Raw genomic sequence first — 23403 nt, 5'->3', positions numbered from 1 at the left:
GTGATCAATTGAGCTGGAAATCAATTGAAATGCAAGTTGCACTCCCAAGAACACAGGATGCCGGAAAAATACAAGAGCATATGACAAAGCAGCAACAACAATTCCAAGATACAATAGCGCAAAACCAACTAAAAGAGACAGAGATAAAGCGCACACAAGTTAACGAATTCGAAAAAATTCGCGATGCAAAAATTAGACGTGAAGACCCACAGCATGAGGATAAAAATTTTAATGATGAAGAAAATCAAAAACAAGATAGGGAAAATCATGAAGAGAAGCAAGGATTACAACATCCTTATCTTGGTAAAAAAATAGATGTAAGTAGATAGAAGGGATTGCCATGACAGGATTTTTGCTTACCATTAGTTTTATATTACATGCTATTTCTTTATTCGCCATTTATGTGTTAGTAAAGCGCGGTTCAATAGTAGAAAAGACACCGTCAAAAGAAGAAATAATACAATTGTTTGATCAGTATCTTGCTGAAATTAAAGAAGAGAATCAAAAATTGCAACAAAATATTCAGTATAAAGAGAATGTGCGCAAACATCCTTCTTTTACCCAATCTAAGACATCAGTGCGTCCTACAGAGGAAATAACTTTCCAAGATGAGTTACCTATAGAAGAAAATGTAGATGAAATAGAAACCTCTTTACAAGCTAAAGTATTACAGCTATATAATCAAGGTAAAACAATTGAAGAGATTGCAAGTAAATTAGGTTGTGGCAAAACAGAGGCGGACCTTATTGTAAAATTTAATAAAAAAATGTAAAAAAAACTTGATTGACAATGCTTGTTATGTTATATTAATTTTTGGTGTAATACATAGATACATGAAGTGTCTTTGTAAATAAAACACACGCATGTTAATTTGTAAAATGGGTGCCTCATTATAAGTTGAAGGTCTTTTTACAAAAATGATATATGCGGAGGATAAAACCAGAGGAGGAAGTAATATGTCAGTAATTTCAATGAAACAATTACTAGAAGCTGGTGTACATTTTGGTCACCAGACACGCCGTTGGAATCCGAAAATGAAAAAATACATTTTCACGGAACGTAACGGTATTTATATCATTGACCTACAAAAAACGGTCAAAAAGGTAGAAGAAGCGTACAATGTTGTGAAAAACATTGCAGCTGAAGGTGGTACAGTACTATTTGTTGGTACAAAAAAACAAGCACAAGATTCAGTGCGCGAAGAAGCAATCCGTTCAGGTATGTACTTTGTTAACCAACGTTGGTTAGGTGGTACTTTAACAAACTTCCAAACAATTCGTAAACGTATTAACCGTTTGAAAGATATTGAACGTATGGAAGAAGATGGAACATTTGATGTTCTACCTAAAAAAGAAGTAGTTGATTTATTAAAAGAGAAAGATCGTTTAATTAAATTCCTTGGTGGAATTAAAGATATGAAAAAACTTCCAGATGCATTGTTTGTAGTGGATACTAGAAAAGAAAGAATTGCTATTGCGGAAGCACGCAAATTAAATATTCCAATTATCGGTATCGTGGATACAAACTGTGATCCGGATGATGTTGATTTCGTAATCCCAGCAAACGATGATGCAATTCGTGCTGTTAAATTGCTTACAGCAAAAATGGCAGATGCAATCCTTGAAGTAAATCAAGGAGAAGAGCAAGAAGTTGTTGCAGAAAACGTAAAAGAAGTAACGGATACGAAAGAAGAAGTAGTTGAAAAAGCAGAAACAAACCAAGCGTAATGTGGTATAGATTAGGTGATAAGGGGATATACCTTTTATCACCTTTTTTAAAGAAATGACAGGATACATAAAACAAATCAAGGAGGAAACAAAAATGGCAATTACTGCAAAAATGGTAAAAGAACTACGTGAAAAAACTGGTGCAGGTATGATGGATTGTAAAAAAGCACTACAAGAAACTGATGGTAATATTGAAAAAGCAATAGATTATTTACGTGAAAAAGGAATTGCAAGTGCTGCTAAAAAAGCTGGACGTATTGCCGCTGAAGGTTCAGCATATGTAGAAATCGAGAATAATACAGCAGTTCTTTTTGAAGTGAATTGTGAGACGGACTTTGTAACTAAAAATGACCAATTTAAGCAATTACTTGATCAAATTGGTAAACATCTTGTTAAACACACACCTGAAAATGTTGAAGAAGCATTGCAACAAAAAACAGACAATGGCGAGACTTTAGAAGTAGTAATCAATTCAGCAGTCGCTAAAATTGGTGAAAAATTATCGCTACGCCGCTTTACAATCATGACTAAAACGGATCAAGATGTATTTGGTTCATATTTACATATGGGTGGCAGTATCGGTGCTCTAACATTACTTGAAGGTACATCTGATGAAAGTGTTGCAAAAGACGTTGCAATGCATGTAGCAGCTGTAAACCCTCGTTATGTATCTCGTGATGATGTTGCAGCCTCAGAAGTGGACCGTGAGCGTGAAGTACTTAAAACACAAGCCTTAAACGAAGGTAAGCCTGAGCATATTGTTGAAAAAATGGTAGAAGGACGTTTAGGGAAGTTCTTCGAAGAAATTTGCCTATTAGATCAGAGTTTTGTTAAAGATCCAGATACAAAGGTGAAAAAGTTTGTTGCAAATCATAACGCAACTGTAAAAGCTTTTGCACGTTATGAAGTAGGCGAAGGAATGGAAAAACGTGAAGAAAACTTTGCTGAAGAGGTAATGAGCCAAATTAAAAAATAATGTGAATAGGGAACAAATTTGTTCCCTATTCTTTCAAATGTCGAATGTTTAGAAAAAAATTTGAGTTATTTTTGGAGGTTACTATGACATTAGCTCGTTATCAGCGAATTGTACTTAAATTAAGCGGTGAAGCTCTTAGTGGAAAACAAGGTTACGGGATTGACCCAACAATTATTCAATCAGTCGCTAGACAAGTGAAAGAAGTTGTTGAATTAGACGTAGAAGTTGCTGTCGTTGTTGGTGGAGGTAATATTTGGCGTGGAAAGACAGGCAGTGAAATGGGGATGGATCGTGCGACAGCCGACTACATGGGCATGTTGGCAACGATTATGAATTCCTTAGCATTACAAGATAGCCTTGAAAACATTGGGATTCCGTCAAGAGTTCAGACTTCTATTGAAATGCGCCAGGTGGCTGAACCTTATATTAGAAGAAGAGCCATTCGTCATTTAGAAAAGAAACGAGTCGTTATTTTTGCTGCTGGGACAGGAAATCCGTATTTTTCTACGGACACAACTGCTGCATTACGTGCCGCTGAAATAGAAGCAGAAGTTATTTTAATGGCTAAAAATAATGTTGATGGCGTTTATACTGATGATCCTAAGCTAAATAAGGATGCCACAAAATACGATGAACTATCGTTTATGGACATGTTAAATGAAGGCTTGGGTGTAATGGATGCAACTGCATCTTCACTATGTATGGATAATGATATACCACTTATCGTATTTTCAATAATGGAAGAAGGAAATATTAAAAAAGTTGTACAAGGAGAAACAATCGGTACAACAATAAGGGGGAAATAAAGTATGGTTGCAGATGTAATGAAAGAAATGCGAGACAAAATGGAACAAGCAATTCAAGCATTTTCAAGAAACCTAGCTACGGTTAGAACAGGACGTGCAAATCCTAGCCTATTGGATAATGTATATGTTGATTATTATGGCGCATCAACACCATTAAACCAATTGGCAACTGTTTCAGCTCCTGAAGCAAGAATGTTGCTTATTACTCCTTATGACAAATCTGTAGTCGGTGATATTGAAAAGGCTATTCAAAAAGCAGATCTTGGCTTATCTCCTTCAAACGACGGTAATGTAATCAGAATTAATATTCCAGCACTAACAGAAGAGCGTCGTAAAGATCTTGTTAAAGTTGTAGGAAAGTTTGCTGAAGAATCAAAAATACAGGTTAGAAATATTCGCCGTGATTCGAATGATGATTTAAAAAAGGCAGAAAAAAATGGTGAATTAACTGAAGATGAACTACGTGTATCACAAGATGATGTACAAAAAGAAACTGACAAATATATTGCTGAGATTGACAAATTAATGAAAATTAAAGAAAACGATATAATGGAAGTATAGAAAAACGAATCTAATTATAAAATGAAGGCATTTTTTAGCGCGAAGTTGAATATCATGATACAGCCCTCTTATATAAGAGGGTTTTTCTTTTCTGCACTTCTTTTAGTGGAAAAATAATGAGAGACATGACTTCTTGCTTTGTTGCAATGATCAACTAGCTAGGAATGACGTGTACTGTATTTGTAAGATAATCACTGAATGAAGCTTTTATTTATTTCGCTAAAAACAAAAAGACGTATATTATGACGTTCTTTTTATAAAAAATAGATGTTTGATGATATAATTAATGTTCATTAAAATAATCCTTGCTATGTCGTTACATATTCTTTACTATGATAGTTGTATGTCTTTAGTACAAACATCGATGGAGGACAAATTATGTCAATAAGACTTCCTTTTTTTAAAAGAAAATCATCTACTGAAACTAAACAACAATATAAACTAAAAAATGTGCCAAATCATGTAGCTATCATTATGGATGGTAATGGTCGCTGGGCAAAAAAACGTGGGTTACCTCGAATAGATGGTCATAAAGAGGGGATGGACGCTGTTCAAAATACGGTAAGAGCAGCTACTGACCACGGAATTAAGATATTAACATTATTCGCATTTTCTACTGAAAATTGGAAACGACCAAAATTAGAAGTAGATTACTTGATGCGATTACCTAAAGAATATCTGCAAACCTATTTACCTGAACTAATCGAAAAAAATGTCCGCGTTGAAACGATAGGTGATTTTGATGCATTACCACAACATACGAAAGAAGCGGTACTAGACGCTAAAGAAAGAACGAAAGATAATGATGGATTATTATTAAATTTTGCTATAAACTATGGTTCTAGACATGAAATTGTAGAGGCGCTCAAGCAAATTGTACATGATGTCAACGAGAATAAAATAGATGTTGATCATATTAACGATAATATTTTAGAAGACTATTTATACACAAAGGGATTAGTTGATCCAGACTTATTGATTCGCACAAGCGGTGAAAAACGATTAAGTAATTTCCTGTTATGGCAATGCGCTTATTCTGAGTTTTGGTTTACAGATGTATTATGGCCTGATTTTAATAAAGAAGTTTTTATTCAAGCGTTGTTAGATTATCAAAATAGAGTGAGACGTTATGGAGGTATTAAATAAGGTGATGAACCTAAGATGAAGCAACGAATTATAACTGCAACGATAGCATTACTTGTATTTCTGCCGTTTGTCATCTACGGAAATTGGCCATTTGTTAGTTTTATTTATATACTTGCATCAATTGGTTTATTTGAATTGCTACGTATGAAAAAAATAACAGTCATTTCTTTTCCTACTATAGTAGCTATGATTGCATTATGGGTGTTATTATTACCTAAGTCAATCAAGTTACCAATTGAAAGTACCGACATTATTGTGTTATTCGTTATTCTAATGTTGTCGTATTCGGTATTAAAGAAAAATAAATTTACATTTCAAGATGTTGGATTTGTCGTTTTATCCACAATTTATGTAACAATGGGCTTTTTTTACTTTATCGAAACACGACTTGATGGTCTTTCACAAATTTTTTACGTATTATTTGTTGTATGGGCTACTGATACTGGTGCCTATTTTGTCGGACGGGCTTTTGGGAAAAATAAACTGTGGCCAGAGATTAGCCCAAACAAAACAATTGAAGGTGCGTTTGGCGGTATCCTGATTGCAACAGTAGTCGGTGTTATTTTCCATATCGTTTATCCCTTCCCCTATTCAATAATTATGGTATTATGTATTACAGTGTTAATATCTATATTTGGTCAAATAGGTGATTTAGTTGAATCAGCATATAAACGACATTTTAATGTGAAAGATTCAGGTACCTTGTTACCCGGACATGGTGGGATATTAGATCGTTTTGATAGTTTATTGTTTGTCTTTCCTATCTTACATTTATTTCAATCTTTATTTTTATAAGTTTTGATTGATTTATTTTATTTCATTGTTTGAGTGTAACAGAAAAGCAAAACGTTAATTTGAAGTGAGGAAGGTGCTTAAATTTGAAGACTGTTATTGCTTTTATCTTCATGTTTGGTTTGCTCGTATCAATTCATGAGTTCGGGCATCTCATATTTGCTAAAAGAGCAGGGATGCTTGTTCGTGAATTTGCTATTGGATTTGGTCCTAAAATCTTTTCCTTTGTTAAAAATGAAACGTTATATACGATACGATTACTACCAATAGGTGGATATGTACGTGTCGCCGGAGAAGATCCAGAGATTATTGAATTAAAACCTGGTCAACATATTGGTCTAGAGTTTAATGAAGAAGGTAAAGTATCTAGTCTTATCGTGAATAACAAATCAAAACATCCAGATGCGATGGTTATTGAAGTAGATCACGTAGACTTAGATCATGACTTGGTTGTGACAGGGTTTGAAATCGGAGAACATGAAGAGAAGCTAACCTTTCAAGTTGATCGTAAAGCTTTTTTCATTATGGATGAAAACAAAACTCAAATTGCACCGTATGATCGTCAATTTGCTTCAAAAACGGTCGGACAACGTGCAATGCAGTTGTTTGCTGGCCCCATGATGAATTTTGTACTAGCCATCGTGCTATTCTTTATTCTTGGCATTATTCAAGGGGTTCCATCTGAACAAGCCCTTGTTGGTCAAGTGCAACCGAATAGTCCAGCAGAGCAGGCCGGTTTTGAGGCTGGAGACACCATCATTCAAATTGATGGAACGGCAATCTCAACTTGGGAAGAATTTAGTCAAATTGTACAACAATATCCTAATGAAGAGTTAACAATGGTTGTAAACCGCGATGGAAATACAGAGGAATTGGCCGTAACACCTAAGAAAATAGAACGTCAAGGTGAGGAAGTAGGACAAATAGGTATAAGTTTAGGATTTGAAAAGTCTCTATTTAAAACCGTTACATATGGTTTTGAACAAACGTATACAACTACTAAATTAATACTAACGAATTTAGCCATGCTTGTCACAGGGCAATTTTCAATTGATCAATTAGCGGGTCCAGTGGGAATATATGATATTACTGATCAAGTAGTACAAACTGGATTTAATAGCTTTCTGTTGTGGACTGCTATGTTAAGTATTAACTTGGGTATTGTGAATTTACTTCCATTACCTGCACTTGATGGCGGACGTCTGTTGTTTGTAGGTTTAGAGGGGCTCAGAGGTAAGCCAATTGATCCACAAAAAGAAGGTATTGTACATTTTGTCGGATTTGCCTTGTTGATGTTACTTATGATTATTGTAACATGGAACGACATTCAACGATTATTTTTATAATATTAGTATGAACCCTTGTCTAATAGTTGACAGGGGTTTCCATCTTTAAAATGATTGAGGAATTATCAGGGGGAACATGTAATGGATCTATCTAAGCAGCAAAAAATGATAATCTTGTTGGAACAGATTCAACTACCAAATGATTATAAACTATATTTCGAAGGTAGTGAGTTAAACAAACTTGACATATTCAAACAAGAGAAAAAATGGCATTTTCATATTCAAATAAAAGAAGTATTGCCAGCTCCAGTTTATCAATTTCTCCTTCAACAATTACAAAAATCTTTTACACATATTGCAAAAGTAGATGTATCCTTATATCCAAGCACAAATAGTAGTAATGAGAAACTTATTCAAGAATATTGGCAATTATTCTTACATGAAAATGAATTATCTCCAGCATATCGTGATTTAATACTAAATCAGATACCAGAAATAACCAATCAAAAATTACAACTTACCGCTAGAAATGATGCAGAAGCAAATGCATTAAGGAAGCGGTTGGAGAATCGCTTTCAGGTCTTTTGTAAAAAGATTGGTTTACCACCATTTACAATCGATGTTACTGTGAAAACAGAAGCTTTAGAACTGGAAAAATTCCGGGAACAAAAAGCATTAGAGGATAAACAACTAGTAATAAAGACAATGCAAGAAATGGAAAAGCGAGACACTGCGAAACAGAAGAATGAACAGCATTTGCCATTTATGGTTGGATATCAAATTCAAGATGATATCGTGAATATGGAAAATATTTTAGAGGAAGAACGAAGAATTACCGTACAAGGATATATATTTGCCATCGATATTCGAAAACTCCGTTCTGGTAGAAGCTTATTAATTATTAAAGCAACAGATTATACAGATTCTCTTGCTATTAAAGTGTTCTCGAGAAATGATGAAGATGCGGAAAAGTTTGAACAACTAAAAACAGGAATGTGGGTAAAGGCTAGAGGCTCTATTCAAACGGATATGTATTCCAATGAATTATCGATGATGGCAAATGATATTAATGAAGTAAACATTTCGTTAAGAAGTGATACGGCTCCAGAAGGGGATAAACGAGTAGAATTACATGCACATACGACAATGAGCCAATTAGATGCAGTTGTTTCTCCCGGAAGACTTGTTGAACAGGCTGCTAAATGGGGACATCAAGCAATTGCGATAACGGATCATGCAGGGGTACAAGGTTTCCCTGAAGCACATCATGCAGGCCAAAAACATGGTGTTAAAGTTTTATATGGCGTAGAGGCAAATTTAGTTGATGATGGGGTACCAATTGCTTATAACGAACAAGATATCGATTTAAATGAAGCTACTTATGTGGTTTTTGACGTAGAGACAACGGGACTATCTGCAGTTTACGATACAATAATTGAGCTTGCCGGTGTAAAAATCTATCAAGGTGAAATTGTGGATCGTTTCGAGTCATTTGCTAATCCACATCACCCATTATCTGAAACAACGATTAATTTAACCGGAATCACAGATGATATGGTACAAAGTGCACCAGAAGTGGCGGAAGTATTACAAAAGTTTCATGAGTGGGCAGAAGATAGTATTCTTGTCGCACATAATGCTAGTTTTGATATTGGGTTTTTAAATCAAGGATATAGTCGCATTGATTTACCGAAAGTTAGCCAACCAGTTATTGATACGTTAGAACTTGGAAGGTTTTTATATCCGGAATTAAGAAATCATCGATTAAATACACTTTGTAAATTATTAGATATTGAATTAACCCAACACCACCGAGCAATATATGATGCAGAAGCAACTGGTTATTTACTTTGGAATTTTGTACAAAGTTTACTTAAAAAGGACATCACAAACCACAATAAATTAAATGACCATATGGGTGAAGGGAATGCATACCAACGTTCAAGACCTTTTCATTGTACTTTGCTAGCCAAAAATGAGGAAGGGCTAAAAAATATTTACAAATTAGTATCTTATGCACATATTCATTATTTTTATCGTGTTCCTCGTATACCTCGCTCCTTATTACAGAAACATCGTGAAGGTATTCTAGTTGGAACTGCATGTGATAAAGGCGAAGTGTTTGAAACAATGATGCAGAAGTCGGCTGATGAAGCCGAAAAAGTAGCAGCTTTTTATGACTATATTGAAGTCCAACCACCCACTAATTTTGTTCATCTCGTACAAAGAGAACTTGTTCAAAATGAAGCACAAATCTTAGATATTATTAGAAAAATAGTGGAGATGGGTAAACGGATAAATAAAAAAGTAGTAGCAACAGGTAACGTTCATTATGTAGAAGAACACGAGAAACTTTACCGACAAATATTGATTGCCTCACAAGCTGGTAATCCATTAAATAGGCAACAACTACCAGATACGCCGTTTCGAACAACGGATGAAATGCTTAAGATATTTCAGTTTTTGGGAGAAGATACAGCAAAAGAAATTGTTGTGGCAAATACACAGGCACTTGCTGAAGAGATTGAAGTGATTTCTCCAATTAAAGATGGCTTGTTTACACCTACAATCGAGGGTGCGGATCAAGAAATCCGGGATCTTTGCTATAATCATGCAGCCAAGATATATGGTGAACAAATCCCTAAAATTGTAACAGATCGTTTAGAGAAAGAACTAACGAGTATTATAGGTCATGGTTTTGCAGTAATTTATCTAATTTCACATAAATTAGTTAAAAAGTCATTAGATGATGGATATTTAGTAGGTTCTCGGGGCTCGGTTGGCTCATCCTTAGTTGCAACGATGACGGAAATAACGGAAGTAAATCCTTTACCACCACATTATGTTTGTAAAAGTTGCCACTATCATGAATTTATTACGGATGGTTCAGTCGGGAGTGGATTTGACTTGCCTGATAAGGAATGTCCAAATTGCCACATTATGTTGACAAAAGATGGACAAGACATACCATTTGAAACATTTTTAGGTTTTAAAGGTGATAAAGTTCCAGATATCGATTTAAACTTTTCAGGCGAATACCAACCCGTAGCGCATAACTACACAAAAGTACTTTTTGGAGAAGAAAAAGTATATCGTGCCGGTACCATTGGTACGATTGCAGAAAAAACAGCTTATGGTTATGTAAAAGGTTATGCTTCTGATAAACAATTACAGTTTAAGGGGGCGGAAGTTGAACGACTCGTGCAAGGATGTACCGGTGTAAAACGGACAACTGGGCAACACCCTGGGGGAATCATTGTTGTCCCAGATGACAAAGAAATTTTTGACTTTACACCAATTCAGTTTCCAGCGGATGACCGGAATAGTGAATGGAAAACAACTCATTTTGACTTCCATTCCATTCATGATAATTTATTGAAACTTGATATACTTGGTCATGATGATCCGACAGTCATTCGTATGTTACAAGACTTAAGTGGAATAGATCCAAAGACAATACCGATTGACGATCCAGATGTCATGAAAATATTTTCTAGTACATCATCACTTGGAGTTACGGCTGATCAAATAAACTGTAGCACGGGCACGTTAGGTGTACCTGAGTTTGGTACAAAATTTGTACGACAAATGTTAGAAGATACAAAACCAACGACGTTTGCAGAACTTGTCATTATTTCTGGGTTGTCGCATGGTACGGATGTTTGGCTTGGAAACGCGCAAGAATTAATTAACAATGGTACATGCACATTACCCGAAGTTATCGGTTGTCGTGATGATATTATGGTTTATTTGATGCACAAAGGTCTTGATGCCTCACTAGCATTTAAAATTATGGAGTCTGTTCGGAAGGGGAAAGGACTTCAAGATGAATGGATAGTTGAGATGAATAAGCACGATGTACCAGATTGGTATATTGAATCATGTAAAAAGATTAAATATATGTTTCCAAAGGCACACGCCGCAGCATATGTTTTAATGGCGGTAAGAATTGCTTATTTCAAAGTGCACCATCCGATTCTATTTTATGCAGCATATTTTACAGTGCGTGCAAATGATTTTGAACTTGATACAATGGTAAAAGGGTCTGCGGCAATTAAAAAACGTATTGAAGAAATACAAGCAAAAGGTAATGATGCTCCACCGAAAGAAAAGAGTTTACTTACAGTACTCGAGATATCATTAGAAATGTGTGAACGTGGATTCTCCTTCGGTAAGGTAGATTTGTACCAGTCTAGTGCAACAGAGTTTATCGTTGATGGAAATTCACTTATTCCACCATTTAATGCAGTAGATGGTCTTGGTACAAATGCAGCTATCAATATCGTGAAAGCACGTGAAGAAGGAGAGTTTTTATCAAAAGAAGATTTACGTGAACGAAGTAAGATTTCAAAAACCGTATTGGAATATCTAGATAACCATGGTTGTTTGGAAGGTATGGCAGAGAAAAACCAATTATCATTATTTTAAAAGAACGGGTGAAAATGTTTAACAGTATGTTGCATGAACACTCGTGAAAGTTTTTTTATGTAAGGGATGCTACTTAAAATTTGTAGCATCCCTTTTTATCGTAGGATAACTGGTGGTAGACCTCACACTGATTGAAGTCTCACTTTATTTCAGATAGGATGTTGTATGTACTTTTGTTTTATTAGAAATAATGTAGACAAAATGAAACTTATAAATGAAGCATTCCGTCAAATAAGTGTAATAAAGCAAGACTGAAAGGGGGTTAAAAAAGCTAATGAAACAACCTTCATTCTTTGAAAATGAAAGGATTGATGATTTATTTTACCATTTAGTTCAGGAATATGGTGAAGAATTAACGCGCTTAGCTTATCTCTATGTGAAAGATAAAAATATATCTGAAGATATCATACAGGATGTATTTATGCGAGCATTTGAACGGATAGACCAATTTGCTGGGAAATCGTCTTATAAAACGTATCTTTATAGAATGACAATTAACCGCTGTCACGATTATTTTCGAAGTTGGTCTTACAAAAATACAGTATTAACTGAAAAAGTATCACATGTTTTTCAAAGTAAAGAAGAAACCGAATCGGCTGTACTTTTAAAACAGGACAAAGAATTTATTTTTACAATTGTAACATCCTTACCTATAAAATATCGAGAGGTTATCATTTTGTACTATTACCATGAATTTTCTAACGAGGAGATTGCGCAACTATTAAAATGCTCCATAAACACGGTAAAGACCAGATTACGTCGAGGACGACTAAGGTTGAAAAAAAAGTTAGCTATTTATGACCAGGAGGGAGGACTGGAACATGGATAAGAGGATTAAAGAAGGCCTACATGCTTACTTTCAAGATAAACAATTATTTACCAAAGATCTTGAGGAGAGGATTATGATGAAATCAAAATCTCGTAGTAAGATTCATAAAGGAAAAAAAACGTTTAAATTCACGCCAATTTTTAGCCTCATTGCGACAGTCGTTATATTTGCTGGGCTTACGATGTTTGCTCTAGCGGAAAATCAGACAACTAAACCAAATACTCCAAATAATCAAGATGAAGTAGCTGGAGTTTCCCAATCTGATGAAGTTGAACAGAAAGAAGCGATTCAACAATATAAAGCGGAAATTGAGAAATATAAAACTGAAGTTAATAAATATATCGAGGAAAACGATAAATTGAATCATGAGTTGGTGGAATTGAAATCTGTTAATAAAGAACTGGTAACTGAAAATGAAAACTATATGAAACAGTTAAAAGAAGAAAAAACAAATGCTAGTAACGAATTATTTAACCATACTGAAAAGTTATTAAAGAACGCTGGATATGATGACGGCATAGCAGGAGTTAGAAAAGATTTAATGAGTAATCCAGATATCATTCCATATGAAGGCGTACTCGGTGGTACGATGAACTTTTATAGTGAAGAAGATATTATCGTATTAAGTCATGAGTGGGTATTTGCTAGTTTTGAAGATGGTCATAATATGGGATTTGCTTTATTGAAATACACGATTGAAAATGGGAAAATAGTAAAATGGGAATTAGTTGATTCGTATTTGTGGGAATAACCATATTAATTACAACAATTTTAATGCTGTTTGTTGCATGTCGTGTATGGTTATGTTATAGTTTTATTGTACGTAATGAATCGTTTGAAAAGAGTGGGTGCTCCCCACTCTTTCTTCATACTTAAGCCCATCTTGAGTTTGCTCCCTTGCCTTTTTGGGCAAGGGTTTTATATTGAATTGTTTCGAGTAAACACACGCTGATGTCTGTCTACTTATCAATAGTTTTTCGATATGTTAATGGAAAATCTACGTATCGTACATAATAAACTAAATAAGATTGCAGCAAAAGGAGGAAAAAACATTGAATTCCGATATTATCCAAACAACAGAGCAAATTGTTTTGCCTATCCTAAAAGATAACAACTTAGAATTAGTCGATATTGAGTTTGTTAAGGAAGGAAATGATTGGTTTTTAAGGGTATATATTGATAAAGAAGGTGGCGTCGATATTTCGGAGTGTGGATTCGTGTCAGAAAAATTAAGTGAAAAGCTTGATGAAATCGACCCAATTAAAGAAGCATATTTTTTGGAAGTATCTTCTCCAGGTGCTGAACGGCCTTTAAAAACGAAGAAAGACTTTGACAATCATGTCAATGAAAATGTTTATATCAAGTTGTATGCGCCAATAGAAGGCGAAAAAGAGTATGAAGGTATTTTAAAACAGTTTGAAAATGATGTGGCAACTATATCATATCGCTTCAAATCACGTACAAAAGAAGTTGAAATACCATTTGATAAAATTGCAAATGCGAGGCTAGCAGTTGTATTTTAAAGGGGGAATAAAAAGTGAGCAATCAACTGTTTGATGCAATTGAAATGTTAGCGGTTGAAAAAGGAATAAATAAGGAAGTTTTATTAGAGGCATTGGAAGCAGCACTCATTTCAGCCTATAAGAAAAACTTTAAATCTGCAACGAACGTTCGAGTAGATCTAGATGAACAACAAGGTAAAATGCGGGTATATTCACGCAAAAATGTTGTAGATGATGTGATGGATCATCAACAAGAAATTTCGTTAGAAGAAGCGAAGAAAATCGATCCCAATTATGAATTGGAAGATGTAATTGAGGTTGAAGTAACACCAAAAGACTTTGGTCGAATTGCTGCACAAGCTGCAAAACAAGTTGTAACTCAACGTGTACGCGAAGCTGAAAGAGGTGTCATCTACGAGGAGTATGTAGATCGTGAAGAAGATGTTATGACAGGAATTGTCCAACGTAAAGACCCTAGATTTATTTATGTTGATTTAGGAAAAATTGAGGCAAAATTACCGGAACAAGAGCAAATCCCAACTGAAACATATAACATTCATGATCGAATTAAAGTTTTAGTTACAAAAGTAGAGAATACAAGTAAAGGTCCACAAATCTTTATATCACGTTCTCACCCTGGTTTATTGAAACGTTTATTTGAAATGGAAGTACCAGAAATATATGATGGAACTGTAGAAATTAAATCAGTTGCTCGTGAAGCTGGAGATCGTTCAAAAATCGCAGTATATGCAGAAAATCCAGAAGTTGATCCCGTTGGCTCTTGTGTTGGGCAAAAAGGACAACGAGTACAAGCGGTTGTAAATGAATTAAAAGGTGAAAAAATTGATATTGTGGAATGGTCTGAAGATCCGACCGTTTATGTTTCCAATGCTTTAAGCCCATCAAAAGTGGTTGAAGTCATTGTAAATGAAGAAGAAAAAGCTACAACCGTTATTGTGCCAGATTATCAATTATCTCTAGCAATAGGAAAGCGTGGACAAAATGCACGTCTTGCTGCAAAATTAACAGGTTGGAAAATTGATATTAAAAGTGAAACAGAAGCAAAAAATGAAGGAATATTACATGCTGAAACCATTTTTGCTGAAGATGAACTAGTAGAAGAGAAATCCGATTCATTTGGAGACTTATTTGAATAAGGGGGATTTTAGATGGTACGACAAAGAAAAGTTCCTTTACGCAAATGTGTCGTCACACAGGAAATGAAGCCGAAGCAATCGTTAATTCGTATTGTACGTAATAAAGATGGCGAAGTATCCGTTGACCTTACTGGTAAGATGAATGGACGCGGGGCTTATGTATCTAGGGATTTGCAAACAATATTAAAAGCTGAAAAATCAAATGTATTGGCGCGCCATCTCAATACAGAAATTGATTCCTCTGTCTATGAAGAATTAAAGCAACTGGTTGATAGCGATGAATAGTAACTATTTAAATTTGTTAGGGCTAGTATATCGTGCAAGAAAATGCTCGCTTGGAGAGGGAAATATCATTAAAGACATCCAAAAGAAAAGAGCAAAGTTGGTACTACTAGCAAATGATATCGGACAACAAACGAAAAAGAAAATGATGGATAAATGCCAAACATATGACATACCACTTATCGTCCTAGATGTGGATCGGAATACATTATCACAGGCAATAGGTAAACAACAAAGAGTAGCAATTGCTATCCTTGATGATGGATTTGCAAACAAAGTATTATCGCTGCTCGAGTAATTAAATGTGGGGGTGAACATATGCGTAAAATGCGTGTATATGAATATGCAAAAGAAAACAATGTTACGAGTAGAGAAGTGATTGAGAAATTAAAACAGCTTAATATAGAAGTATCAAACCATATGTCGACAATAGATGAGGACGATATGAAAAAATTACAAGGAAAAGTTACTGAAAATCAGAAAGATACAAATCAAAAGAAAGAAACAAAACAGCAAACCGTGGAAGGAAAGAAACAAAACGATAACCGTCAGGATAAAAAAGGTAATCAATCAAAACAAACTAAACAATCAAAACCAAATTTTCCACAAAAAAATCAAAACGCTAAACATAATAAAAAGCAATCAAAAGGTGGAAGAAAAGGTAAAAAGGAAAATGTAGTTAATTCACAACAGCAAAAAGAAACTAAAATGGAGTCACCAACAAAAATCACGTATAGCAGTACGCTAACAGTTAGTGAATTGGCTAGTAAACTACACAAGGATGCATCTGAAATTATCAAACACCTATTATTTTTAGGAGTTATGGCTACAAAAAACCAAGATCTCGATGATGATGCAATTGAATTAATCTGTAGTGAGTTTAATGTTGAGGTAGAAAAGGAAATTATTTTAGAAGATACGGACTTTGATAAGTACGTACAGGAAGACGATGAAAAAGATTTAATTGAAAGACCTGCTATTGTGACAATTATGGGGCATGTTGACCATGGAAAGACAACGTTGCTTGATGCGATACGTGAATCAAAAGTAACGGCAGGTGAAGCAGGTGGAATTACACAGCATATAGGTGCATACCAAATAAAAGTAGATAATAAGAAAATCACATTTTTAGACACACCAGGTCATGAAGCTTTCACAAGCATGCGTTCTCGCGGAGCCCAAGTGACAGATATTGCTATTTTAGTTGTTGCAGCTGACGACGGTGTAATGCCACAAACTGTAGAGGCACTAAATCATGCGAAAGCTGCTGAAGTACCGATAATTGTTGCTGTTAACAAAATGGATAAAGAAACAGCAAATCCAGATCGTGTCATGCAAGAATTAACAGAATACGAACTTATCCCTGAGGACTGGGGCGGCGAAACAATATTTGTTAACTTATCAGCTTTACAACATGAAGGTATTGATGATTTGTTAGAAATGATTTTACTCGTTGCGGAAGTGGAAGAATTAAAAGCTAATCCGAAAGCTAGTGCATTTGGTACGGTGATTGAAGCAGAACTTGATCGTGGTAAAGGATCAGTTGCTACATTACTTGTACAAAATGGTACACTTCAAGTAGGTGATGCGATTGTTGTTGGAAGTACGTATGGTCGTGTACGTGCAATGGTAAATGACCTTGGTAGACGAATTAAGTCTGCTGGTCCATCAACTCCAGTAGAGATTACAGGATTAAATGAAGTACCACAAGCTGGTGATCAGTTCCTAGTATTTAAAGACGAAAAGAAAGCCCGTCAAATAGGTGAAGCACGTCAACAAAAGTCAATCCAAGAAAATCGTAGTGAACAAACAAAAGTTAGCCTTGATGACCTATTTGAGCAAATAAAACAAGGTGAAATGAAAGAAATTAATATTATTATTAAGGCCGATGTTCAAGGTTCAGCGGAAGCATTGTCATCTTCTCTTCAAAAAATAGATGTAGAAGGTGTCAAAATTAATATTATTCACGCTGGTGTTGGAGCAATTAATGAATCAGATATTATACTAGCTTCTGCATCAAATGGGATTGTAATTGGCTTTAATGTACGCCCAGACGTGAATGCTAAAAAAGCAGCGGAATCTGAAAACGTTGACGTTCGTTTACATCGTGTTATATATAAAGCAATTGAAGAAATAGAAGCAGCAATGAAAGGACTACTTGACCCGGAATTTAAAGAAAAAGTAATAGGTCAGGCAGAAGTTAGAGAAACATTTAAGGTTTCAAAAATTGGTACGATTGCAGGTTGCTATGTAACAGATGGAAAAATAACACGTAATGCTGGTGTTAGACTTATACGTGATGGTGTCGTTCTTTACGAAGGCGAAATTGACACATTAAAACGATTTAAAGATGATGTGAGAGAGGTTGCACAGAACTACGAATGTGGAATTACAATCAAAAACTTTAATGATATAAAAGAAGGCGATGTAATCGAAGCATTTGTGATGGAGGAAATTAAACGAGTATGATTATATACGCAGAAGTAGAGTGTATGTTCTATGATGGTCATTCATTAAAACAAAAACGTGCTGTACTTAAAAAGGTCATGTCAAGACTGCAAAATGATTTTAATGTAGCAATTACAGAACTTGATTATCATGACTTGTGGCAACGTACAAAGTTTGGAATTGTGACTATTTCAAATGAACGATTACATGCAGAAAAAGTGATACAAGAAGTATTGCGTGTAATTGATACGTTTACGGAGATAGAAAGAACAATTACAAACATAGAGCATGTATAAGCGTGAGAGTAAAAAAGTAGATGAAATACAGCAAGTGGTATCATGTGTTATTTTATCGGGCTTTTTTGAACATCATTTTATAGTAGCATATATTTTGCTTCCGCATTTAAACACAAAAAGGAATTTGGGCTTTGATGATAATGAGGTGAAAAGATGGCAAACATACGTTCGAATCGCGTGGCAGAGCAGATGAAAAAAGAGCTAGGGGAAATACTCACCAAGAAATTAAAAGATCCCAGAGTAGGATTCGTGACCGTAACGGATGTTGAAGTAACAGGTGATTTACAACAAGCGACAGTATTTATTTCTGTTTTAGGTAGTGAAAAGGAAAAACAGGATACGTTATTAGGGCTTGCGAAAGCAAAGGGATTTATTCGCTCTGAAATCGGTTCAAGAATTCGTTTGAGAAAAACACCGGAAATTATATTTGAATTTGATGAAGCGTTGGAATACGGTAACCGAATTGACGCCATATTACGTGATTTAAATAAATAAAATGGTTTATCAAAATCTGACTTAAGCTTCTTGCTAAGTCAGATTTTTTAGGTTAGGAAATATATACGACGAGTTGAAAGAAGTGATGATAAAGATGGATGGTATCTTACCGCTATGGAAGCCAAAAGGAATGACATCCCATGATTGTGTCATGAAAGTTCGCAAGTTATTGCATACAAAAAAAGTAGGTCACACAGGAACGTTAGACCCAGAAGTAGAAGGAGTATTACCAATTTGTATTGGACAAGCTACTAAAATTGTCCCTTTTCTAACTGATACAAAGAAAACATATATTGCTGAAATCTGTTTAGGGAGCGCGACAGATACAGAGGATAGCTACGGAAAGGTTATTGCAGAAAAACCTGTTATTCCCTTATCAGATGAACAAATTAACAGCGCTATACAATCATTTCATGGTACAATAACACAAGTACCGCCCATGTATTCTGCCGTCAAAGTAAAAGGAAAAAAGCTTTATGAGTATGCGCGTGAAAATATTGAAGTAGAACGTCCAAAACGACTTGTTACGATACATCAAATTGAAAGATTAGAACAAGCGGAACCATCTATTAACCGGATTAGATTTAAAGCAGTTTGTTCAAAAGGTACGTACATACGAACACTTTGTGTCGATATTGGAAAAAAATTAGGATATCCCGCACATATGTCGTATTTAGTTCGTATAAAGACAGGCTCATTCAGTGAAGAAAATACGGTTAATTTTGATGATATTGTACTTGCCAAAGAAAAAGGACAAATTGGAAATTTATTAATGCCAATTTCATGTGGAGTAGACCATTTACCAACGCTAAAGGTTGATGAGATAACGCAGCAAAAAGTACGGTATGGTCAAAAAATTAAATGGCCAGTAGAAGAACTTCCTTCTACACCATTTAAAGTGGTATTTGGAGAAGGAGAATTACTAGCTATTTATAAAATTGATCCTGAACAGCCAAACCAGATTAGGGCGGTTCGCGTGTTCAATTGATGATAATGAATGAAGGTGAAAAAATGAGAACGATAGAATTAATGTACCCTCATATATTACAACAGCAGGAATTACCAGAAACTGTTGCGGCTATCGGATTCTTTGATGGTATACATAAAGGACATCAAAAAGTAATCAAAACAGCAGTATCTGAAGCGAAGAAACGTGGGATGGAAAGTGCTGTTATTACCTTCCATCCTCATCCATCAGTTGTATTAAAAGCAGACGCAAAAGATGTAAAATACATTACACCAATTCGAGAGAAACAAGAAATATTGCAACAAATGAATGTGGATCGTCTATATTTAATTACATTTAATAAGGAATTATCAGGATTATCACCGCAAGCCTTTCTTGACCATTTTATTATTGGATTAAACATCAAACATGTTGTCGCGGGATTTGATTTTACTTTCGGTCATAAAGGAAAAGGCAATATGCAAACTATTGGTCAATTAACGAGAGGCTTTTTTACGCATACGGTGATTGATAAAGTAGAATATGATGCGGAAAAGATTAGTTCAACCAAAATTCGGGAACTTTTAGCTACAGGAGATGTCACAACGGTACAGCAGCTTTTAGGTCGACCTTTATATTTACATGGCACGGTTATTGATGGTGCAAAGCGTGGTAGAAAATTAGGGTTTCCAACTGCTAACTTGCAATTTGATTCAGAAATACTATTACCTAAAACGGGTATTTACGCCGTTAAGGTTATTTATAAGAATGAGTCCTATGATGCGATGGCTAGTTTAGGGTTCAATCCAACTTTTCATGATGAAAATCAGCAAAGAACATTGGAAGTGAATATTTTAGATTATAGTCATGATATTTATGGAAAAGAGTTAAAATTAGAATGGTATGCCTTTATACGTGAAGAAAAGAAATTTTCTTCAGTTGAGGATCTAATCGAGCAAATGAAAAAAGACGAAGTGCAAATTCGTCAATATTTTAAGGAAAGCCATTAAGTTTTATTTGATAATCATGATTGACTTTATGTAAGGAAGTAGTCAAGTAAATAAATGTTTTATTTACTTGCATTTTTCATCAAAAAAGTGTACGATTAAAAACGTAAAACCATCGCTTGGCAAATCGTAACTCCGACGTTTGCTAGGGGAATGGGGATTCTAAAAATAATTGGAGGTGCAACACATGGCTATTACGAAAGAACGTAAAAATGAGATTATCAACGAATTCAAAGTACATGAAAATGATACTGGTTCTCCAGAAGTACAAATTGCTGTATTAACGGAGGAAATTAATAATCTTAACCAACACTTACGTATACACAAGAAAGACCACCACTCTCGTCGTGGACTAATGAAAATGGTTGGTAAGCGTCGTAATTTACTAACATATTTACGTAATAATGACGTTACACGTTACCGTGATCTTATTCAAAAACTCGGCCTACGTAGATAATTTGTTTAAAAAAGCAGGAGTAATCCTGCTTTTTTTTGCAATGTTTTTAAGTGTTCATAAGCATTAAAATAAATACTTACATAAAAAAACAACACTGTTTGTAAACTAAGAGAAAACGAATCATGTAAGATGAAAGGAGTACTATTTATTCATGTCAGATGATAAACATGTATTTTCCACGGAAATATCAGGTAAAACATTTACAGTAGAAATAGGGGAACTGGCAAAACAAGCTAATGGTGCTTGTATGGTACGTTATGGTGATTCTTCAGTTCTTTCGGTAGCAACTGCTTCAAAAGAACCAAAAGATCTACCTTTCTTCCCACTAACTGTCAATTATGAAGAAAGATTATATGCAGTTGGTAAAATTCCAGGAGGTTTTATAAAAAGAGAAGGTCGACCAAGTGAAAAAGCTATTTTAGCTTCTCGACTCATTGACAGACCATTACGTCCGTTATTTCCAGATGGATTTCGTAATGAAGTACAAGTTATTAGTACTGTAATGAGTGTCGATCAAGATTGTTCAACTGAAATTGCTGCAATGATTGGATCTTCTATTGCTTTAAGTATTTCTGATATCCCATTCGCAGAACCTATTGCTGGGGTTCATGTTGGTAGAATTGAAGGAGAATTTATTATTAATCCAACAATTGAACAACATGAAAAAAGTGATATTGAATTAACGGTTGCTGGAACTAAAGATGCGATTAACATGGTAGAAGCAGGTGCAAACGAAGTACCCGAAGAAGTGATGTTAGAGGCTATCATGTTTGGTCATGAAGCCATTAAGCAACTCGTTGCATTTCAAGAGGAAATTGTTCAGACAGTTCATCAAGATAAAATGGAAGTTATTTTATTTGAGGTTGATGATAAGTTACAAGAGACAGTAGAACGTGCTGCGAAGGATAAACTTATCGAAGCTATTCAAGTAAAAGAAAAACACGCAAGAGAAGAAGCGATTAATCATGTGAAAGAAGAAGTTCTCGCACAATATGACGAAGAAGATACAGATGTCATAAAAAAAGTGAAATCTGTATTGGACCATATTGTAAAATCAGAGGTTAGACGCTTAATTACACAAGAAAAAGTACGTCCAGATGGTCGGAAACCTGATGAAATTAGACCTTTATCATCTAAAGTAAGTATTTTGCCACGTACACACGGTTCAGGATTATTTACACGCGGACAGACACAAGCGTTAAGTATCTGTACGTTAGGCGCTTTAGGTGACGTACAAATTTTAGATGGACTAGATTTAGAAGAATCAAAACGCTTTATGCATCATTATAATTTCCCACAATACAGTGTCGGAGAAACGGGCCCAATACGTGGACCAGGTCGTCGGGAAATTGGACATGGTGCACTAGGGGAACGTGCATTAGAAGTTGTAGTTCCAAGTGAAAAAGACTTTCCGTATACAATTCGTCTTGTTTCAGAAGTATTGGAATCAAATGGTTCGACATCACAAGCTAGTATTTGTGCAAGTACATTGGCTATGATGGACGCAGGGGTTCCAATTAAAGCACCAGTAGCAGGAATTGCCATGGGACTAGTTACAGATGGTAACGATTATACAATCTTAACTGATATTCAAGGCATGGAAGATGCGTTAGGCGATATGGACTTTAAGGTTGCTGGAACGGAAAAAGGTGTAACAGCACTACAGATGGATATTAAGGTAGAGGGTTTATCAAAGGAAATTTTGGCAGAAGCTCTTACACAAGCTAAAAAAGGACGCATGCAAATTTTAGAATCAATGATGCAAACGATAAAAGCGCCAAAAGATGAACTTTCACCATATGCACCAAAAATATTAACAATGCATATCAAACCTGAGAAAATCCGTGATGTCATCGGCCCAAGTGGAAAGCAAATTAACCAAATTATTGATGAAACTGGTGTGAAGATAGACATTGAACAAAACGGAGATATTTTCATTTCCTCTACTGATGAGGCAATGAATAAAAAGGCACAAAAGATTATTGAAGATATTGTGCGCGAAGTTGAAGTCGGTCAAATCTATTTAGGAACTGTAAAAAGAATTGAAAAATTTGGTGCTTTTGTTGAATTGTTCAAAGGAAAAGATGGCCTTGTTCATATCTCTGAACTAGATGAAAAGCGAACGAATAAAGTTGAGGATGTTGTAAAAATCGGTGATCAAATAATGGTAAAAGTGAAAGAAATTGATTCACAAGGTAGAGTTAATTTATCACGAAAGGCTGTTTTAGCCGAGCAAAACCAAAATCAATGATGTTCGTCTTA

The 23403-nt window shown here is 35.1% G+C and carries 23 protein-coding genes; all 23 read left to right on the top strand.

All coding sequences use genetic code 11. The features are described 5' to 3' along the window. Positions 1 to 8 precede the first annotated feature (8 nt). The 23 genes from ACFFIS_RS11290 to ACFFIS_RS11180 all read left to right on the top strand — a co-directional run bounded on the left by ACFFIS_RS11290 (position 9) and on the right by ACFFIS_RS11180 (position 23392). Positions 9 to 329: a hypothetical protein gene (locus tag ACFFIS_RS11290; RefSeq protein ID WP_320378937.1), complete on the top strand. Its 321-nt coding sequence runs from the start codon at positions 9 to 11 to the stop codon at positions 327 to 329. Between the two features lie 11 nt (positions 330 to 340). Continuing rightward, entirely contained in the window at positions 341 to 772 is a 432-nt protein-coding gene (locus ACFFIS_RS11285) for a DUF6115 domain-containing protein (RefSeq protein ID WP_320378938.1), read from the top strand. 184 nt (positions 773 to 956) lie between these two features. Beyond that, on the top strand, positions 957 to 1727 hold the full coding sequence (gene rpsB, locus ACFFIS_RS11280) for a 30S ribosomal protein S2 (protein WP_390187582.1): 771 nt from the start codon (positions 957 to 959) through the stop codon (positions 1725 to 1727). A 94-nt stretch (positions 1728 to 1821) separates the two neighbouring features. Beyond that, the gene (gene tsf, locus ACFFIS_RS11275) at positions 1822 to 2703 is read left to right on the top strand and encodes a translation elongation factor Ts (RefSeq protein ID WP_390187581.1); all 882 of its coding nucleotides are present in this window, start codon (positions 1822 to 1824) and stop codon (positions 2701 to 2703) included. A gap of 83 nt (positions 2704 to 2786) precedes the next feature. Beyond that, complete coding sequence (gene pyrH / locus ACFFIS_RS11270; protein WP_390187579.1) at positions 2787 to 3509, top strand: UMP kinase; 723 nt, start codon at positions 2787 to 2789, stop codon at positions 3507 to 3509. Positions 3510 to 3512: 3 nt separating this feature from the next. After that, positions 3513 to 4070, top strand: a complete 558-nt coding sequence (gene frr, locus ACFFIS_RS11265; RefSeq protein WP_320378941.1) for a ribosome recycling factor — start codon at positions 3513 to 3515, stop codon at positions 4068 to 4070. Between the two features lie 378 nt (positions 4071 to 4448). Then, positions 4449 to 5216, top strand: coding sequence for an undecaprenyl pyrophosphate synthase (uppS, locus tag ACFFIS_RS11260; protein WP_390187578.1), 768 nt, complete (start codon positions 4449 to 4451; stop codon positions 5214 to 5216). A 15-nt stretch (positions 5217 to 5231) separates the two neighbouring features. Then, positions 5232 to 6011 carry a phosphatidate cytidylyltransferase gene (locus ACFFIS_RS11255; RefSeq protein ID WP_390187577.1) on the top strand — a complete coding sequence of 260 codons (780 nt, stop codon included), beginning with the start codon at positions 5232 to 5234 and terminating at the stop codon, positions 6009 to 6011. A gap of 83 nt (positions 6012 to 6094) precedes the next feature. Continuing rightward, positions 6095 to 7354 carry an RIP metalloprotease RseP gene (gene rseP / locus ACFFIS_RS11250; RefSeq protein ID WP_390187576.1) on the top strand — a complete coding sequence of 420 codons (1260 nt, stop codon included), beginning with the start codon at positions 6095 to 6097 and terminating at the stop codon, positions 7352 to 7354. Positions 7355 to 7435: 81 nt separating this feature from the next. Further along, entirely contained in the window at positions 7436 to 11722 is a 4287-nt protein-coding gene (locus ACFFIS_RS11245; RefSeq protein WP_390187574.1) for a PolC-type DNA polymerase III, read from the top strand. 274 nt (positions 11723 to 11996) lie between these two features. Continuing rightward, positions 11997 to 12551 carry a sigma-70 family RNA polymerase sigma factor gene (locus tag ACFFIS_RS11240; protein ID WP_390187573.1) on the top strand — a complete coding sequence of 185 codons (555 nt, stop codon included), beginning with the start codon at positions 11997 to 11999 and terminating at the stop codon, positions 12549 to 12551. Further along, positions 12544 to 13302, top strand: coding sequence for a hypothetical protein (locus tag ACFFIS_RS11235; RefSeq protein WP_320378943.1), 759 nt, complete (start codon positions 12544 to 12546; stop codon positions 13300 to 13302). Before ACFFIS_RS11240 ends, ACFFIS_RS11235 begins: the two co-directional genes overlap by 8 nt. Positions 13303 to 13603: 301 nt before the next feature. Further along, entirely contained in the window at positions 13604 to 14074 is a 471-nt protein-coding gene (gene rimP, locus ACFFIS_RS11230; protein WP_320378944.1) for a ribosome maturation factor RimP, read from the top strand. 14 nt (positions 14075 to 14088) lie between these two features. Continuing rightward, complete coding sequence (nusA, locus tag ACFFIS_RS11225) at positions 14089 to 15210, top strand: transcription termination factor NusA (RefSeq protein WP_390187571.1); 1122 nt, start codon at positions 14089 to 14091, stop codon at positions 15208 to 15210. Positions 15211 to 15222: 12 nt separating this feature from the next. Beyond that, positions 15223 to 15495, top strand: coding sequence for an RNase P modulator RnpM (gene rnpM, locus ACFFIS_RS11220; protein ID WP_320378945.1), 273 nt, complete (start codon positions 15223 to 15225; stop codon positions 15493 to 15495). Further along, positions 15488 to 15790 carry a L7Ae/L30e/S12e/Gadd45 family ribosomal protein gene (locus ACFFIS_RS11215; protein WP_320378946.1) on the top strand — a complete coding sequence of 101 codons (303 nt, stop codon included), beginning with the start codon at positions 15488 to 15490 and terminating at the stop codon, positions 15788 to 15790. The genes rnpM and ACFFIS_RS11215 overlap by 8 nt, the downstream gene beginning before the upstream one ends. A 20-nt stretch (positions 15791 to 15810) precedes the next feature. Beyond that, positions 15811 to 17961: a translation initiation factor IF-2 gene (infB, locus tag ACFFIS_RS11210; RefSeq protein WP_390187569.1), complete on the top strand. Its 2151-nt coding sequence runs from the start codon at positions 15811 to 15813 to the stop codon at positions 17959 to 17961. Further along, a complete protein-coding gene (locus ACFFIS_RS11205; RefSeq protein ID WP_320378948.1) occupies positions 17958 to 18236 on the top strand; it encodes a DUF503 domain-containing protein in 279 nt (92 codons plus the stop codon). The genes infB and ACFFIS_RS11205 overlap by 4 nt, the downstream gene beginning before the upstream one ends. 153 nt (positions 18237 to 18389) lie before the next feature. Continuing rightward, a complete protein-coding gene (gene rbfA / locus ACFFIS_RS11200) occupies positions 18390 to 18731 on the top strand; it encodes a 30S ribosome-binding factor RbfA (RefSeq protein ID WP_390187566.1) in 342 nt (113 codons plus the stop codon). Positions 18732 to 18825: 94 nt separating this feature from the next. Next, positions 18826 to 19719, top strand: a complete 894-nt coding sequence (gene truB / locus ACFFIS_RS11195; RefSeq protein ID WP_390187889.1) for a tRNA pseudouridine(55) synthase TruB — start codon at positions 18826 to 18828, stop codon at positions 19717 to 19719. Positions 19720 to 19742: 23 nt separating this feature from the next. Beyond that, positions 19743 to 20687: a bifunctional riboflavin kinase/FAD synthetase gene (locus tag ACFFIS_RS11190; RefSeq protein ID WP_390187564.1), complete on the top strand. Its 945-nt coding sequence runs from the start codon at positions 19743 to 19745 to the stop codon at positions 20685 to 20687. Positions 20688 to 20871: 184 nt separating this feature from the next. Then, positions 20872 to 21141 carry a 30S ribosomal protein S15 gene (gene rpsO / locus ACFFIS_RS11185; protein WP_320378949.1) on the top strand — a complete coding sequence of 90 codons (270 nt, stop codon included), beginning with the start codon at positions 20872 to 20874 and terminating at the stop codon, positions 21139 to 21141. 151 nt (positions 21142 to 21292) lie between these two features. Beyond that, positions 21293 to 23392: a polyribonucleotide nucleotidyltransferase gene (locus ACFFIS_RS11180; protein WP_320378950.1), complete on the top strand. Its 2100-nt coding sequence runs from the start codon at positions 21293 to 21295 to the stop codon at positions 23390 to 23392. Positions 23393 to 23403: the final 11 nt, after the last annotated feature.

This window comes from Paracerasibacillus soli, from assembly GCF_042432965.1.
GTDB lineage: Bacteria > Bacillota > Bacilli > Bacillales > Amphibacillaceae > Paracerasibacillus > Paracerasibacillus soli.
This window is presented reverse-complemented; position numbering and strand designations above follow the sequence as displayed.